Origin of the sequence: Mediterraneibacter catenae (assembly GCF_008691045.1) — a bacterium.
In the GTDB taxonomy this organism is placed as follows: domain Bacteria; phylum Bacillota; class Clostridia; order Lachnospirales; family Lachnospiraceae; genus Mediterraneibacter; species Mediterraneibacter ornithocaccae.
In genome coordinates, this window is the sequence record NZ_VMSO01000007.1 from 1 (window position 1) to 14,554 (window position 14,554).

Annotated in this window: 15 protein-coding genes; 13 read left to right on the forward strand and 2 right to left on the reverse strand. The window is 46.0% G+C overall.

Annotated elements, in window-relative coordinates; genetic code table 11:
* Window positions 1–163: 163 nt before the first annotated feature.
* Entirely contained in the window at window positions 164–1,144 is a 981-nt protein-coding gene (locus FNY66_RS06790; RefSeq protein ID WP_087150414.1) for an FAD:protein FMN transferase, read from the reverse strand.
* 260 nt (window positions 1,145–1,404) lie between these two features.
* Between FNY66_RS06790 and FNY66_RS06795 the strand changes: the two genes are divergently transcribed.
* The 11 genes from FNY66_RS06795 (at window position 1,405) to FNY66_RS06845 (ending at window position 11,768) form a co-directional block, all read left to right on the forward strand.
* Window positions 1,405–1,761: a NusG domain II-containing protein gene (locus FNY66_RS06795; protein ID WP_087150415.1), complete on the forward strand. Its 357-nt coding sequence runs from the start codon at window positions 1,405–1,407 to the stop codon at window positions 1,759–1,761.
* A gap of 9 nt (window positions 1,762–1,770) precedes the next feature.
* Window positions 1,771–2,298, forward strand: a complete 528-nt coding sequence (locus tag FNY66_RS06800) for a Gx transporter family protein (RefSeq protein WP_330581293.1) — start codon at window positions 1,771–1,773, stop codon at window positions 2,296–2,298.
* The gene (gene ruvA / locus FNY66_RS06805; RefSeq protein ID WP_150310662.1) at window positions 2,295–2,906 is read left to right on the forward strand and encodes a Holliday junction branch migration protein RuvA; all 612 of its coding nucleotides are present in this window, start codon (window positions 2,295–2,297) and stop codon (window positions 2,904–2,906) included. The genes FNY66_RS06800 and ruvA overlap by 4 nt, the downstream gene beginning before the upstream one ends.
* An 88-nt stretch (window positions 2,907–2,994) precedes the next feature.
* Window positions 2,995–4,002: a Holliday junction branch migration DNA helicase RuvB gene (gene ruvB, locus FNY66_RS06810; protein ID WP_150310663.1), complete on the forward strand. Its 1,008-nt coding sequence runs from the start codon at window positions 2,995–2,997 to the stop codon at window positions 4,000–4,002.
* Between the two features lie 110 nt (window positions 4,003–4,112).
* Window positions 4,113–4,523 (forward strand): cell division protein ZapA, encoded by a 411-nt coding sequence (gene zapA / locus FNY66_RS06815; RefSeq protein WP_087150418.1) that lies wholly within the window; start codon window positions 4,113–4,115, stop codon window positions 4,521–4,523.
* 81 nt (window positions 4,524–4,604) lie between these two features.
* On the forward strand, window positions 4,605–7,028 hold the full coding sequence (locus tag FNY66_RS06820; RefSeq protein WP_150310664.1) for a U32 family peptidase: 2,424 nt from the start codon (window positions 4,605–4,607) through the stop codon (window positions 7,026–7,028).
* Window positions 7,029–7,063: 35 nt separating this feature from the next.
* Window positions 7,064–8,530: an FtsW/RodA/SpoVE family cell cycle protein gene (locus FNY66_RS06825; protein WP_150310665.1), complete on the forward strand. Its 1,467-nt coding sequence runs from the start codon at window positions 7,064–7,066 to the stop codon at window positions 8,528–8,530.
* A gap of 49 nt (window positions 8,531–8,579) precedes the next feature.
* Window positions 8,580–9,929 carry a peptidoglycan D,D-transpeptidase FtsI family protein gene (locus FNY66_RS06830; protein WP_150310746.1) on the forward strand — a complete coding sequence of 450 codons (1,350 nt, stop codon included), beginning with the start codon at window positions 8,580–8,582 and terminating at the stop codon, window positions 9,927–9,929.
* A gap of 27 nt (window positions 9,930–9,956) precedes the next feature.
* Entirely contained in the window at window positions 9,957–10,301 is a 345-nt protein-coding gene (locus tag FNY66_RS06835) for a hypothetical protein (RefSeq protein WP_150310666.1), read from the forward strand.
* Between the two features lie 5 nt (window positions 10,302–10,306).
* Complete coding sequence (locus FNY66_RS06840; RefSeq protein WP_150310667.1) at window positions 10,307–11,308, forward strand: DUF2953 domain-containing protein; 1,002 nt, start codon at window positions 10,307–10,309, stop codon at window positions 11,306–11,308.
* Window positions 11,309–11,366: 58 nt separating this feature from the next.
* Window positions 11,367–11,768, forward strand: coding sequence for a GerW family sporulation protein (locus FNY66_RS06845; protein WP_087150423.1), 402 nt, complete (start codon window positions 11,367–11,369; stop codon window positions 11,766–11,768).
* A gap of 272 nt (window positions 11,769–12,040) precedes the next feature.
* Here FNY66_RS06845 and rpmB read toward each other — a convergent pair whose 3' ends face one another.
* A complete protein-coding gene (gene rpmB, locus FNY66_RS06850; protein WP_009320597.1) occupies window positions 12,041–12,226 on the reverse strand; it encodes a 50S ribosomal protein L28 in 186 nt (61 codons plus the stop codon).
* A 187-nt stretch (window positions 12,227–12,413) separates the two neighbouring features.
* On the opposite strand from rpmB, the gene FNY66_RS06855 reads away from it, so the two are divergent.
* Window positions 12,414–12,773: an Asp23/Gls24 family envelope stress response protein gene (locus FNY66_RS06855; protein ID WP_087150424.1), complete on the forward strand. Its 360-nt coding sequence runs from the start codon at window positions 12,414–12,416 to the stop codon at window positions 12,771–12,773.
* 13 nt (window positions 12,774–12,786) lie between these two features.
* Window positions 12,787–14,460: a DAK2 domain-containing protein gene (locus FNY66_RS06860; RefSeq protein ID WP_150310668.1), complete on the forward strand. Its 1,674-nt coding sequence runs from the start codon at window positions 12,787–12,789 to the stop codon at window positions 14,458–14,460.
* Window positions 14,461–14,554 lie beyond the last annotated feature (94 nt).

Here is a 14,554-nt window from a genome sequence, read left to right on the forward strand (position 1 = left end):
TGATTTGTATTTAGCACTCGTCCTGCTTTGCTAGTTCCTGTTATATTCTGTAACCGGAGCCGGAATCAATCTTCCTCCGTCCGTGGATACGTGAATTGTCTGTGCTGTATTAATCTGCTTTGTGCTGTTTTTCAATTATGAGCCTGTACGATAAATCCGAAATTTATTCCATCAGCTCCAGTTCAATTTCATCACTGCTTGTATGAATTTCCCCGTCTTTTGTCACAAACACGGCTTCTATACCATCCAGGCTTTGGATCAGTTCCAGTCCGTCTTCTAATCCAAGGGCGAAACAAGTAGTGCTCAGTGCATCTCCGTCCACGGATTCATCGGAGATGATCGTCACCTGATCCAGATCGTTCTGTATCGGATAACCGGTATCAGGATCAAGGATATGATGGTATATCACACCGTCTTTTTCGAAATATCTCTCATAATCCCCGGATGTCACGACAGACTGGTCATTTACAGTCACCGCTGCAATGACAGTTCCTGTATCGGCAAACGGCTCCTGCAGTCCGATCCTGAAATCACTTCCGTCATACCTTCCGCCAAGAGTCAGCATATTTCCTCCCAGATCGATCAGTGCATGTTCGATTCCCTGGCTTTCAAGATATTCTTTCAGGCGGTCTGCAATATATCCCTTTGCAATACCTCCGAGATCGATCTGTGCCTCGGGATCAGTAAGTGTCACAGTGTTCCCTTCTACCTGTATACAGCGGTAATCGATATGGCTGACAGCCTCCGCCAGTGCATCCTCATCAGGAAGTTCACCTTCCGGATTGTCAGTGAAGTTCCATAAGCTCGATGCCGGCTCGATCGTTATATCAAAGAGTCCGCCGGAGAGATCACCGTACTCGATTCCCTTTACGATCAGCTCGGCTGTTTCGTCAGAGACGGTTACTGGTTGTCCCTTTGCATGGTTAATCTCTGAGATCTCACTTGTATCTATCGTAGCGCTGAGTATCTGTTCGTATTCTTCACACATCTGCCTGCAGTGATCCATAATCTCCTGACTTGCTCCCCAGGCTTCAATCTGGACAACTGTATCAAAATACATTCCGTTCATTGTAAGAGATTCGCTTTTCGGCGGCGTTGAACAGCCGGTAAGCGCGGCAGTAAATAATATACATACTGCCGCCATACATGCCGTCTTCCTGCGAAATGGTATTCCGTGCATTAAAGTTATTTTCAGTTCCACTTGTGTCTTCCTTTCTGCAGTCTTCCCGTATATTTTTCTTTTACATATTGTACGTATTCTTTTGCCGGATTTCGGCCTATCCGCTATTATATCGGATTTTCGTCCGTAGCACAACAATCGAACATGTGATTGCATAATAAAAGTCGGTGTGCTATGATATCTTAGGTGAAGAGTTAACTATAGTTAACCAGAGGTACTGTTTTATGAAGAAAAATGATCTGATACTTGCAGCAGCCATTATACTTATAGCAGCAGCTATCCTGGCATTTCAGTTTTTCAGTCAGAGTGACGGGGAACACAGAGTAGAAGTGACAGTGGACGGAGAAAGCTTCGGCACCTATGATCTCTCCGAAGATCAGACCGTCGAGATCAACGATACCAACCGTCTGATAATAGAGGGCGGCGAGGCACGCATGGAATGGGCAGACTGCCCGGATCAGGTCTGTGTAAATCACAGGGCAGTCGAAAGAGACGGGGAGAGTATCATCTGTCTTCCCAATAAGGTCGTTGTATCGGTAGAAAGTTCCGAGGCAAATGAACTCGACGGGATCGCACAATAGAGAGGACTGATGTTTAAATTGAGGAGCAGAGCGGCATATTTCGGTGTACTGACAGCCCTTGCATTAATTTTCAGCTATGTAGAAACACTGATCCCGATCCAGTTCGGTGCTCCGGGAATCAAACTGGGGCTTGCGAACCTGGTCATCGTGATCGTTCTATATAAGACAGACTGGAAGGAGGCACTCCTGTTGTCTGTCGTCAGGATCGTGCTTGCAGGATTTATTTTCGGAAATTTATTCAGTATCATATATAGTCTTGCAGGCGGCATTTTAAGTCTGGCGGTCATGGCGTTTCTGGTAAGAACGGGCAGATTCAGTGTCGCCGGCGTAAGCATGGCCGGCGGGGTGAGCCATAATGTCGGTCAGCTTATCGTAGCAATGGTCATCGTTGAGACTTATCAGGTCGGATACTATCTGCCCGTACTTCTTATTTCAGGACTATTGACCGGGGCTGTAATTGGTATAGTGGCCGGAGAGGTACTGAAAAGAATCCGCAGCCTGGAATTTAAAACTACAGTAAAGGAAGAAAATAGATGATTTCATATGTCAGAGGAGAGCTTGCGTCAGTTGAGCCGGACAAGGCAGTCGTAGACGTAGGAGGAGTAGGATATGGAGTATTTATGCCTCAGCAGGCATTATCCATGCTGCCATCGCCGGGAAGTGAAGTAAAGCTCTACACATATCTAAACGTTAAAGAAGATGCTATGCAGCTGTTCGGTTTTCTTACGAAAGATGATCTGGAGATTTTCAAACTTGTCATCGGAGTGAGCGGAATCGGACCGAAAGGTGGTCTGAATATATTGTCGTGCATGACACCCGACGATCTTCGGTTTGCCATCATGTCAGGGGATGCCAAGGCCATATCCGCGGCTCCCGGCATCGGCAAGAAAACGGCTGAAAAGCTGATACTTGAGCTCCGTGATAAAGTAGATATCGAAACCGTGCTGGATCATGCGGCACATGGAAACGATACAGTCCAGGTTACATCCGGAGCCGCAGAGAGCAGCATGCAGGCGGAAGCTGTACAGGCGCTTACAGCTCTGGGATATGGAAACGCAGAAAGTCTCCGTGCAGTCAAGAAGACTTCGCCGGACTGTCAGACAGTCGAAGATATACTGAAAGAAGCCCTGAAATATCTTTTCTAGCTGTTTTCAAAATGATATACTATGGCAGTATATCCCGGCATATACAGACAGATCATCAGCGTTAGAGAAGAGGATTATATAGATTATCATGGGAAAACGAATCATTACAACAGAAAATCTTGAAGAAGATATCCGGCTTGAAGGAGAGCTGCGTCCCCAGCGTCTGACAGATTATATCGGACAGGAAAAAGCCAAACAGACTTTATCAGTATACATTGAAGCCGCAAAAGCACGTGGAGAAGCGCTTGACCATGTTCTTTTCTACGGACCACCCGGGCTTGGAAAGACGACACTTGCCGGCATCATCGCCAATGAGATGGGCGTTCATATGAAAGTTACGTCAGGTCCTGCCATTGAGAAACCGGGGGAGATGGCAGCCATTCTGAACAGTCTGCAGGAACATGACGTACTTTTTGTAGATGAGATCCACCGTCTGAACCGTCAGGTAGAAGAAGTTTTATACCCGGCTATGGAAGACTACGCTATCGACATTATGATCGGGAAAGGTGCGGGAGCAAGATCAATCCGCCTTAATCTTCCCCAATTTACACTTGTAGGCGCTACCACCCGTGCCGGGATGCTGACAGCGCCTTTAAGAGACAGATTCGGTGTTGTAAACCGTCTCGAATTCTATACGGATGAAGAACTCAAAACGATCATTCTCCGTTCTGCATCCGTACTTGATGTGGAGATTGAGGAGGACGGAGCTCTGGAACTTGCAAGGCGTTCCAGAGGAACTCCGAGGCTTGCAAACCGTCTTCTAAAACGCGTTCGGGATTTTGCCCAGGTAAAATACGACGGCAGGATTACTAAAAAAGTAGCTGATTATGCATTGGATCTCCTTGATGTTGACAAATATGGGCTGGATCATATCGACCGGAGTATCCTGCTGACTATGATTGAAAAATTTCAGGGAGGACCGGTAGGTCTAGATACACTGGCTGCGGCGATTTCCGAGGATGCAGGCACCCTGGAGGACGTATACGAGCCATACCTGCTGAAAAACGGCTTTATACAGCGCACTCCGCGTGGAAGAGTGGTGACAGAACTTGCTTACCGGCATCTCGGAATTCCGATGACTTTTGAGGGAGACTGAACCGCAGCTGCGTCGTAACAGTTCTAACAGTCCCTTATTTCTCGAAAAAACAGTTGGTTTTTACTGGTAAATAGTTTATAATAAACTGTATGAAACGCGAGGAGGATGTTATGAGTTCAGCAAAACATTTTACAGAAGTATTGATCGGGGGAAAGGTATATACTCTCAGTGGATTTGAAGGCGAAGAATATCTGCAGAAAGTATCTTCCTATCTGAATCACAAGATAACAGAGTGTGCGAATAGTGAGGGATACAGGAAACAGAGCGCTGACACCAGAAATGTACTTCTCGCCCTGAACATTGCAGATGATTATTTTAAGGCAAAAAAACAGGGGGACTCCCTTGAGAACGATATCGAACTGAAAGATAAAGAGATGTACGATCTGAAACACGAGCTGATCTCTGCACAGATCAAGTTGGAAAATGCCGAGAAAGAACTGGCAAAGATCAAAGATGAAAACAATGATCTGCAGATGCAGATCGTCAAACTTGAAACTGAGATGAAGAACCGTAGAAGGTAACTAATAAGGCTGTCCTAATCGACAGCCTGTTTCATTAAATAAGAGTATTTTTTATAGAAAGCAAAGGATTTTATTTGAAATATGACGGAAAGAAAGATCGAAATACTTTCACCGGCCGGTTCCTATCCCGCTTTTGAGGCAGCTCTGAAGGCCGGTGCCGACGCGGTCTATGTCGGAGGGGCCAAATTCGGTGCAAGAGCCTATGCGGATAACTTTACGGAAGAAGAACTGATACAGGCGATCCGCGAGGCTCATTTTTACGGCCGGAAAATCTATCTTACTGTGAATACACTGCTTAAAGAGAGTGAAATCGACGATTTATACGGTTATCTTGCGCCTTTTTATGAGAACGGCCTTGATGCGGTTATTGTACAGGACACGGGAGTTTTAGAATATATAAATACATATTTTCCCGGACTTGATATACATGCCAGCACACAAATGACAATCACCGGATCCTGCGGCTCAGAATTTGCTGAAGCGCAGGGAATAACGCGTGTTGTTCCGGCAAGAGAACTGTCTCTGAAAGAGATCCGTGAAATCCGTGCACAGACAGACCTGGAGATCGAGTGCTTCGTGCACGGTGCTCTCTGTTATTGTTATTCAGGGCAGTGCCTCCTAAGCAGCATGATCGGGGGCCGGAGCGGCAACAGAGGCCAGTGCGCCCAGCCGTGCAGGCTGCCCTATACTTTCAATGGAGATAAAAAATATTTTTTAAGTCCGAAAGATATCTGCACCCTCGAGATCATTCCCGATCTGATCGAAGCCGGGATCGACTCATTCAAGATTGAGGGACGAATGAAAAAGCCGGAATATGTGGCCGGTGTCACATCACTGTACCGCAAGTACACAGATATGTATTTGAAATACGGGCGTAAAGGATTCCATGTCCTCCCTGAAGACCGGCAGATGCTCATGGATCTCTACAACCGTGGCGGATCATCCTCCGGCTATTACAAGACACGTAACGGGCGGGAGATGATGTCTCTCGAACGGCCGAACCACGCAGGAGTTCCGGCTCTTAAAGTGCAGTATCAAAAGGGCAGAGAAGTACATGCTGCAGTCCTTACAGACCTGAATACCGGAGATGTCATAGAGATCACCGGCGGCAAGGATAATTATACTCTCGGAAGTGCAGTAAAAAAGGGCGGGACGATCACATTCCTTGTCCGCAAGCATATCCGGCTGCAAAAAGGCATGATATTGAACCGTATCCGGAATGAATCGCTTCTGAAGTTTATAGACGATCATATTATCGGGAAGAAACTGCAAAGGTCAATGACTGGAGAGCTGACGCTCAGGATTGGAAGTCCCGCCGTTCTGCAGGTAACTTCCGGAGGAATATCCTGCCGGACTATTTCCCATGAGCCTGTGCAGGCAGCGCAGAATCGTCCGATGGACAGTGCGCGCATCTGTGCGCAGATAAAGAAAACCGGGAATTCCGAATTTTATTTTGATCATCTTGATATCGAAATGGATGAGAATATCTTTCTTCCGGTTCAGCAGCTCAATCTATTACGGCGCAGTGCAATGGACATGCTGAAAGAAAAGATTCTTTCCCGCTATGAACGGACTCCAGGGACAGAGCCTCAGAAACCAAAAGAGAATACAGTACACAATAACTCCGTCGGTTCAGAATCCGTGGCAGTTCGTCTTTCTGTATATGCCGAAACTCCCGTACAGCTCAAAGCGGTGGCCGACTGGATCGCGCGGACTGAAATACCTCCGGTCCGGCTTTATGCCGGAACCGATATACTTGCTGCAGCTGGCAGGGAAAATGGTGCGGAGATCTCTGATCTGTTTCACAGGATCAAAGAGAAAAAGGTTGAGATCATCTCCGCATTGCCGCACATTTTTCGCAGCAGTGAATACGCAAATATGGAACACATTCTGAACGGGTCTGAAAGCATCCATGCAGACGGCGTTCTGATCAGGAATTTGGAAGAATTCCAGTTTCTCAAAAAGCGTGGATTTGACAAAAAGATAATTCTGGACCATAATCTATATGTGTTTAACAGATACGCAAAAAGATTCTGGAACAAACTCGGAGTCTCGGAATTCACGGCTCCTCTGGAATTAAACAGTGAAGAACTTGCCTGTCTCGGCCTAAGCGACTGCGAGCTGGAAATATACGGACGTGCTCCCGTAATGGTCTCCGCACAGTGCCTTTTCAAGACATCCGGCAGATGTCGGAGAGATTACGGGCTTTCCGGAATTACAGACCGCTGTGGCAGCATCTATCCAGTAAAGGCATACTGCGATTCCTGCTATAACGTGATCCACAATGACCGTCCGCTCTGTCTCGCAGGGGAGGCCCCTGAAATCAGACTTATGAATCCGCGCTATCTGAGAATCCGTTTCACTACAGAGGCTGCCGGAGAGACCGCGGAAGTCCTGAAGATGATGGAATCCGCCTTCTGCAGCACGGCAAAAGCGGATCAGCCGGAAGAGGAATATCTGCAGAGCAGGTATACTGAAGGGCATTTCAGGAGAGGCATTCTCTGAGGAAACGCAGAAGATATTAATAATTTGGTGATAATATGGTAAACATTATAATTCAACTGTCAAAATACATTATCATTGTCCTTATGGCAGCATATACATTTTCCTGTTTTTCCATCTTTACACGGAATTACGAGGATGAAGAGAAAAGAGTACTGATCCGTCAGGATGTACTTCTTTTCCTGTTGCAGATTGCAGCATTCGGTACAATGTATCTGGCGACGGAAGACATGCGGATCCTGTTTTTGTATATGGCTCTCGCAGTCGTATCACTCGCCATTATACTTTTGTACAATCTGATCTATCCCAATGTGTCGCGGCTTGTCATTAACAATATGTGCATGCTTATTACCGTCGGGATGGTCATGATCACCCGACTTTCAGCAGACAACGGCTCTCCGTATGGTACGGCAATCCGCCAGCTTATTTTCGTAGTACTTGGAATCACATTTGGGCTGATCGTCCCCGTCCTGATCCGGAAGCTCACATTTCTTGACAGCTGGACATATATTTATGCCGCTGTCGGCGGCGCAGCGCTGCTTGCCGTAGCACTGTTTGCCCCCAAATCAGGCGGGGCCAATCTAGGATTCGAGATCGCAGGACTTAATATACAGCCCTCTGAATTTGTCAAGATTCTGTTTGTATTTTATGTAGCGGCAAGCCTGAACAAATCGAAAGAATTTAAGAATATTGTAGTAACAACTGCTGTTGCCGCCGCTCACGTACTGATTCTTGTGCTCTCTACTGATCTCGGAGCCGCACTGATCTTTTTCGTGGTATATCTGGTCATGCTTTACGTAGCAACAAGACAGCCACTTTACGCAGTTGCCGGGCTTGGAGCCGGAGTGCTTGCCGCTGTTGCAGGATATCATCTGTTCAGCCATATCAAGGTCAGGGTAGAGGCTTGGCAGGATCCGATCGGAACATACAGTGGCAGCGGTTATCAGGTAGCTCAGTCTCTGTTTGCAATTGGCACAGGGAGCTGGTTCGGGACAGGTCTTTTCCAGGGGCAGCCGGATACGATCCCTGTTGCAGAGACAGATTTTATATTTTCAGCGATCACTGAGGAAATGGGTGTGATCTTTTCACTCTGTATTATCTTGATATGTGTAAGCTGTTATGTCATGTTTCTTAATATAGCAATGGAGATTCACAATACTTTTTACAAATATGTTGCTCTCGGTCTCGGTACTTGTTACATCTTTCAGGTATTTCTCCAGATCGGCGGAGTGACCAAATTCATCCCTTCGACCGGCATGACACTGCCGTTTGTAAGCTACGGAGGCAGTTCAATGCTGAGCACCATGATCATGTTCGGCATCATCCAGGGACTGTATATTCTTCGCGAAGATGAAGAAGAAAAACTAAAAAAAGAAAGGAAGGCAGCAGATGGCTTGGGAAGAACAGCGCCTCGAAAGACCAGAAAAACACCGAAGAGCGGGCCGAAATTCGAGGAAGTCCCCAAACAGCGGACACGTAAAAAGCAAAGAACACACTCGAAATAGAGAATTTGCATGGATCACTTATTTCTTTGTGATCCTGTTCATAGCGCTCATGGGATATCTTGTTTATTTTACTGTAGCGAGGGCGAATACTTTCGTCAACAGCCCTTATAATCAACGGCAGGAATCATTTGCAAAAAACGTTGTTCGGGGCAGCATCACGGACCGGAACGGCAATATCCTTGCAGAGACGCAAGTAGCCGACGACGGAACCGAAACAAGATATTACCCGTACGGATCGCTCTTTGCACATGTTATCGGATACAATGATCCGCAGCTAGGCAGGACCGGTCTTGAGTCTGTCGAAAACTTTGAACTGCTCACATCAAATGCGTTCTTTGTCGAAAAGATTCAAAATGAATTTGACGGCACAAAAAATCAGGGCGATACTGTTGTGACTACCCTGGATGCTGATCTTCAGCAGGCGGCAAGCGATGCACTTGGAAATTTTAAAGGGGCTGTTATTGTCATGGAAGCTGATACAGGCAAAATCCTTGCCATGGTATCAAAGCCTGATTTCGACCCAAATCAGATTGCGTCAAACTGGGAAACACTCAATACTGATGAGACGAACAGTCCGCTGCTCAACCGTGCCACCAGCGGTTCCTATGCCCCCGGCTCTGTATTTAAGATCGTCACGACACTGGCTTACATAAGACAGTACAGTAATTATAGCGATTATTCATATGACTGTGCCGGATCGATCACTGTAGATAATACGACGATCCCGTGTGCGGGCGGCAATGTACACGGGCATGAGGATCTGAGGAGCTCTTTTGCGAACTCTTGTAATTCTTCCTTTGCCAATCTCGGACTTCAGCTTGATATTGAAGGCTACAGAGATACTGCGAAGGATCTCCTGTTTAATTCCCAGCTGCCGAGCGTACTCGATTATACAAAAGGTTCTTTTGTGCTGGACGAAGAGTCGCCCACATCTGAAATCATGATGACTGCAATGGGGCAGGGCAGGACAACAGTCAGCCCTTATCAGATGGCGCTGATCACACAGGCGATCGCCAACGGAGGCACACTGATGGAGCCTTATCTTGTAGATTCGGTCACAAATTATACCGGCACTGAAGTTCGAAGGAATGTTCCCAAGAGCTATGCGCGGCTCATGACTTCTGCTGAGGCTTCTCAGCTCAAAGAATATATGGCCGCTGTCGTGAACGAAGGAACAGGATCCGTACTTGCGGGACGTTCGTACACAGTAGCCGGCAAGACCGGTACAGCTGAGTACAGTTCTGAAAGCAGTGACATGACACATTCCTGGTTTACAGGCTTTACAAATGTAGATAATCCGGAACTGGTCATCACCGTGATCACAGAAGGATCCGATGGAAGCGTCGGCGGAAGAGCAGTCTCTATCGCCGGTACGATCCTCGACTCTTATTATAATTAATTACCATATCGTGGAAGAAGAAGACTTATGCAGATGGAATTTTACTGTGATCTGTATGTCAGTGAATGCTGGCAGAAGAAAAAGGCAAGAATAATCAGAAAGCTGAGAGCAAACAGAGTTCAGCCGCAGGTCTATGTGGTGGCACTGTCTCAGGGCAGTCAGAACCAGCTTGAATTTTTCTCCGGCATTCTCCTCAGACAGCATGTATTCGCCCATGCGGATCTCTTTGTTGTCGGAATCGCCGACGGATATGATGAAGCTCTGGCAATGGTCAGGGATATTACGGAAGAAGTATATACTGTAACAGGAATGACCGACCTCAGAAAATATATTCTGGAGCGTCAGGAACAATATGTAAAGGCAGGGCAGTAGTTCACATGTTACATATTATTTTGTTTATTCTAAAATTAATCGGATTTCTGATCCTTGGAATACTGGCTCTGCTCCTGCTGCTGACAGCTGTCTTCCTCCTGGCTCCTTTTGTCTACAGAGCAGAGTTCTCTGCGGACAACAGCCCGGAAAGTATCAGGGGGAGTATCCGTTTCCACTGGCTGATGCATCTTATATCGGGCCATGTATCTTACGAAGACGGAACATTTACATGGCACATCCGGGCAGCGTGGAAGAAATTCGGAAGCGAAGAGGATGTTCGGGCAGAGAGCCCCCCGGAACGACGGGAAAAGTCAGAGCGTCCGGAACATTCAGAACATTCCGGACAGCCGACGCAAGAACAGCCTGCTGCCGCCGTCCGCCCGGAAGCCCCCTCCAGCACAGGCAGAGAAATCCGGAAAATAAAGACTGATAAAGAAATTAATCTAACTGACGAACCCCCCTCCCATAAGGAAAAACCGAAATCCGGACAGAATCAGCGGAAGGGGAGCAAAAAGCGCAGGTTTTCCGACCGAAAGACGCTCAAAGAAAAAATAACTGCGTTTTATGAAAGATTAAAGAAAATTCCGGAAAAGATAAAATATACTTTCCGAAAAATCTGTGATAAGATAAAATCGTTGGTAAAGAAGAAAGAACGACTCTCGGCCTTTCTTCAAAATGAAGTACACAAAAGTGCATTTTCACGTCTGGTGAGGGAAATACGCCGTCTGTTCCACTTTCTCCGGCCGTCAGAAGCTTCTGTGGATCTGGAATTCGGTTTTACCGATCCGGCATACACCGGCTACACACTTGCCGGCATCAGTATGATCTATCCGCTGATCGGAGAGTATGCACAGATCAGGCCTGATTTCGAACACAAAGTATTGAAAGGCAGTATATTTGTAAAAGGAAAGATTCGTATGCTGTATGCTCTGATTTTTGCCTGGAATATGCTCTGGGATAAAAACGTCAGAACCACATACCGCCATATACGCAGATTTAAATTATAGAATATATAACTGATTCTTTAGACAGATTTATAAAAGGTCATGCGAGGAGGATAAAAAAATGGCTGAAGAAAAGAATAATTTCAAATCAACACTGGAATCTCTGTTCAGAGGAATGGACGGTGTAGTATCGTCAAAGACTGTTGTAGGCGATGCGATCCACATAGGCGGGACGATCATCCTTCCTCTGGTAGATGTTTCTTTCGGTATCGGCGCAGGCGCTTTTTCCGGAGACAAAAAGGAGAAGGGTATGGGAGGCATCGGAGGCCGGATGACCCCCAGTGCCGTGATCGTGATCCAGGACGGAAAAACAAGGCTTGTAAATATTAAAAATCAGGATACTATTACAAAAATCCTTGATATGGTTCCTGATGTGATCGATCGTTTTACAGCCGGCAAGGAAGACCGGATGACGGAAAAAGATGTAATGGACATCCTCGATTCAGACGATGAAAACAAATAATATATCGAATATTTTTGCAGCTCACGTCATAAGATAAGTAAAGAGATTTATTCGGAAGTGACGACATGAAAAAAGTATGTGGTTTTGCTTTATTCTGGACAGCAATAGGGATGTTTATCATGATGCTGCTTCCGAATCTCGTTTGGGGCGTTATATTGACGATTCTTTTTCTCGTACTTGGTTACCGCCTGTTTTGCTGCTAAAAAAACCCCGGATCTGCTTCTTTACAGTTCCGGGGTTATTCCGTGTCATTCAAAAGGATCGATGTCTGATTAAGCACGCTCAACGCGTCCGGACTTCAGACAGGATGTACAAACATACATTTTTTTAGATCCGCCTTCTGTCTTAACTCTGACAGATTTTACATTTGATTTCCACATTTTTGGTGTTTTTCTATGAGAGTGGCTTACATTGTTACCAAAATGAGCACCCTTTTCACAAATAGCACATTTAGCCATGACTGCACCTCCTAACAATCTGAACTGGTCATTTAGACTCATAACAATGATATTCTAGCAGAAACGATTTGGCATTGCAAGTATTTTTTAAAAAAATCGAATGTATATTGTAAATTTAATGAAGTGATAGTATAATAATCATGTTATTTATGGCAAAAATCCATTAGAAAACTGGAGGTATACATTGATGAAAGGAAGTATGAGCACTGATCTGGGAATCATCACGGTCAACCCTGAAGTGATCGCCAAGTACGCAGGTTCCGTAGCGGTTGAATGTTTCGGAATCGTCGGTATGGCAGCGGTAAATATGAAAGACGGTCTTGTCCGCCTTTTAAAAAAGGACAGCCTGACGCACGGGATTCAGGTTGAAATCTCAGATGACAACGCCCTCACCCTGAATTTTCATGTCATTGTTTCGTATGGCGTGAATATCCTTTCTGTTTCTGACAATCTTATGAGCAATGTAAAATATAAGGTTGAAGAATTCACCGGTATGACGGTAGAAAAGATCAACATCTTCGTAGAAGGTGTGAGAGTGATAGATTAAGGAGGATATTGTCGTGGCTGTTAAAACGATAAATACGGAGATGCTCCGGAAGATGTTCCTTGCAGGAGCAGCGAATCTGGAAGCTAAGAAGGAATTCATCAATGAACTGAACGTGTTCCCTGTGCCTGACGGGGATACCGGTACAAATATGACGCTCACGATCATGTCTGCGGCTAAAGAGGTACAGGCACTTGAAGACCCGGATATGGTCTCTATGGCAAAAGCAATATCATCAGGTTCATTGAGAGGCGCCAGAGGAAATTCGGGGGTTATCCTTTCGCAGCTTCTCCGTGGATTTACAAAGGAAATCAGGGAGTATAAAGAAATCGATACGATCATTCTTGCCAAAGCATGCGACCGCGCAACTGCGACGGCTTATAAGGCTGTCATGAAACCTAAAGAAGGTACGATCCTCACTGTTGCGAAAGGCATCTCCCAGAAAGCCGCAGAACTTGCCGAAACGACAGATGATCTGGAAGTATTTCTTCCTGAGGTGATCAGTCATGCAGAGCAGGTACTGGAAGAGACTCCGGAGCTTTTGCCCGTACTTAAAGAAGCAGGCGTTGTAGATTCAGGCGGACAGGGTCTTCTTGAAGTGATCCGCGGCGCATATGATGCATTTCTGGGTAAAGAAATCGACTATACGTCAATCGAAACAGTGCCAGGCACAAAGATGGTGAAACCGGATCAGCAGGCTGAAGCAGATATTAAATTCGGCTATTGCACTGAATTTATTATAATGACGGAAAAACCGTTCACCGCTAAGGATGAGACAGAATTCAAAGCCTATCTTGAATCTATCGGTGATTCCATTGTCTGCGTGGCAGACGATGACATTGTAAAGATTCATGTTCATACAAACGATCCGGGACTTGCGATCCAGAAAGCTCTGACGTACGGACAACTCTCACGCATGAAGATCGACAACATGCGCGAGGAGCATCAGGAAAAACTGATCCGTGATGCCGAGAAAGTAGCTGTGCAGCAGGCTGAAGCTGCCGAACTCAAAAAGAAAAAGGAACCAAGAAAACCGGTAGGGTTCATCGCAGTTTCCATCGGCGACGGGATGAACGAAATCTTTCGGGAACTCGGTGTAGACTATATCATTGAGGGCGGTCAGACTATGAATCCAAGCACGGATGATATGCTCACTGCAATCGATGAGGTCAACGCAGATCACATCTTCATACTGCCGAATAACAAAAATATCATCCTTGCGGCAAATCAGGCACAGACTTTGACAAAGGACAAGGATATCATCGTAATTCCGACAAAGACTGTTCCACAGGGAATTACTGCAGTGATCAGTTACATGCCCGAGGCTGATGTAGATACAAACCTCGAGGCCATGCAGGATGCTGTCAAAAATGTAAAAACAGGACAGGTAACTTACGCTGTACGCGATACAAAAATCGATGACAAGGTGATCCATGAAGGAGATATCATGGGTATCGGCGATCAGGGAATCCTTTCGGTCGGTCAGTCTGTAGAAGATACGACAAAAGACATGCTTGCCCAGCTTGTGGATGAAGATTCGGAATTGATCAGCCTTTATTACGGACAAGACATCCAGGCGGAAGATGCAGAGAAATTCACACAGGCATTAGAAGATATTTATCCGGATATCGATATAGATGTCCATATGGGCGGTCAGCCAATCTATTATTATGTGCTTTCTGTAGAGTAAATTAATGTTGATATAATCGCAATCGACCGGGGCGTTCTTCCGACGGGAAGAACGCCCTGTTTAGCGAATGGACGGAGTAATTCCTTATTATTTC

What these genes read in the sequence shown, in the direction of transcription:
- FNY66_RS06790 (WP_087150414.1), bottom strand. Translation starts at nt 1,144, where the DNA reads ATGGCGGCAGTATGTATATTATTTACTGCCGCGCTTACCGGCTGTTCA.
- FNY66_RS06795 (WP_087150415.1), top strand. Translation starts at nt 1,405, where the DNA reads ATGAAGAAAAATGATCTGATACTTGCAGCAGCCATTATACTTATAGCA.
- FNY66_RS06800 (WP_330581293.1), top strand. Translation starts at nt 1,771, where the DNA reads ATGTTTAAATTGAGGAGCAGAGCGGCATATTTCGGTGTACTGACAGCC.
- ruvA (WP_150310662.1), top strand. Translation starts at nt 2,295, where the DNA reads ATGATTTCATATGTCAGAGGAGAGCTTGCGTCAGTTGAGCCGGACAAG.
- ruvB (WP_150310663.1), top strand. Translation starts at nt 2,995, where the DNA reads ATGGGAAAACGAATCATTACAACAGAAAATCTTGAAGAAGATATCCGG.
- zapA (WP_087150418.1), top strand. Translation starts at nt 4,113, where the DNA reads ATGAGTTCAGCAAAACATTTTACAGAAGTATTGATCGGGGGAAAGGTA.
- FNY66_RS06820 (WP_150310664.1), top strand. Translation starts at nt 4,605, where the DNA reads ATGACGGAAAGAAAGATCGAAATACTTTCACCGGCCGGTTCCTATCCC.
- FNY66_RS06825 (WP_150310665.1), top strand. Translation starts at nt 7,064, where the DNA reads ATGGTAAACATTATAATTCAACTGTCAAAATACATTATCATTGTCCTT.
- FNY66_RS06830 (WP_150310746.1), top strand. Translation starts at nt 8,580, where the DNA reads ATGGGATATCTTGTTTATTTTACTGTAGCGAGGGCGAATACTTTCGTC.
- FNY66_RS06835 (WP_150310666.1), top strand. Translation starts at nt 9,957, where the DNA reads ATGCAGATGGAATTTTACTGTGATCTGTATGTCAGTGAATGCTGGCAG.
- FNY66_RS06840 (WP_150310667.1), top strand. Translation starts at nt 10,307, where the DNA reads ATGTTACATATTATTTTGTTTATTCTAAAATTAATCGGATTTCTGATC.
- FNY66_RS06845 (WP_087150423.1), top strand. Translation starts at nt 11,367, where the DNA reads ATGGCTGAAGAAAAGAATAATTTCAAATCAACACTGGAATCTCTGTTC.
- rpmB (WP_009320597.1), bottom strand. Translation starts at nt 12,226, where the DNA reads ATGGCTAAATGTGCTATTTGTGAAAAGGGTGCTCATTTTGGTAACAAT.
- FNY66_RS06855 (WP_087150424.1), top strand. Translation starts at nt 12,414, where the DNA reads ATGAAAGGAAGTATGAGCACTGATCTGGGAATCATCACGGTCAACCCT.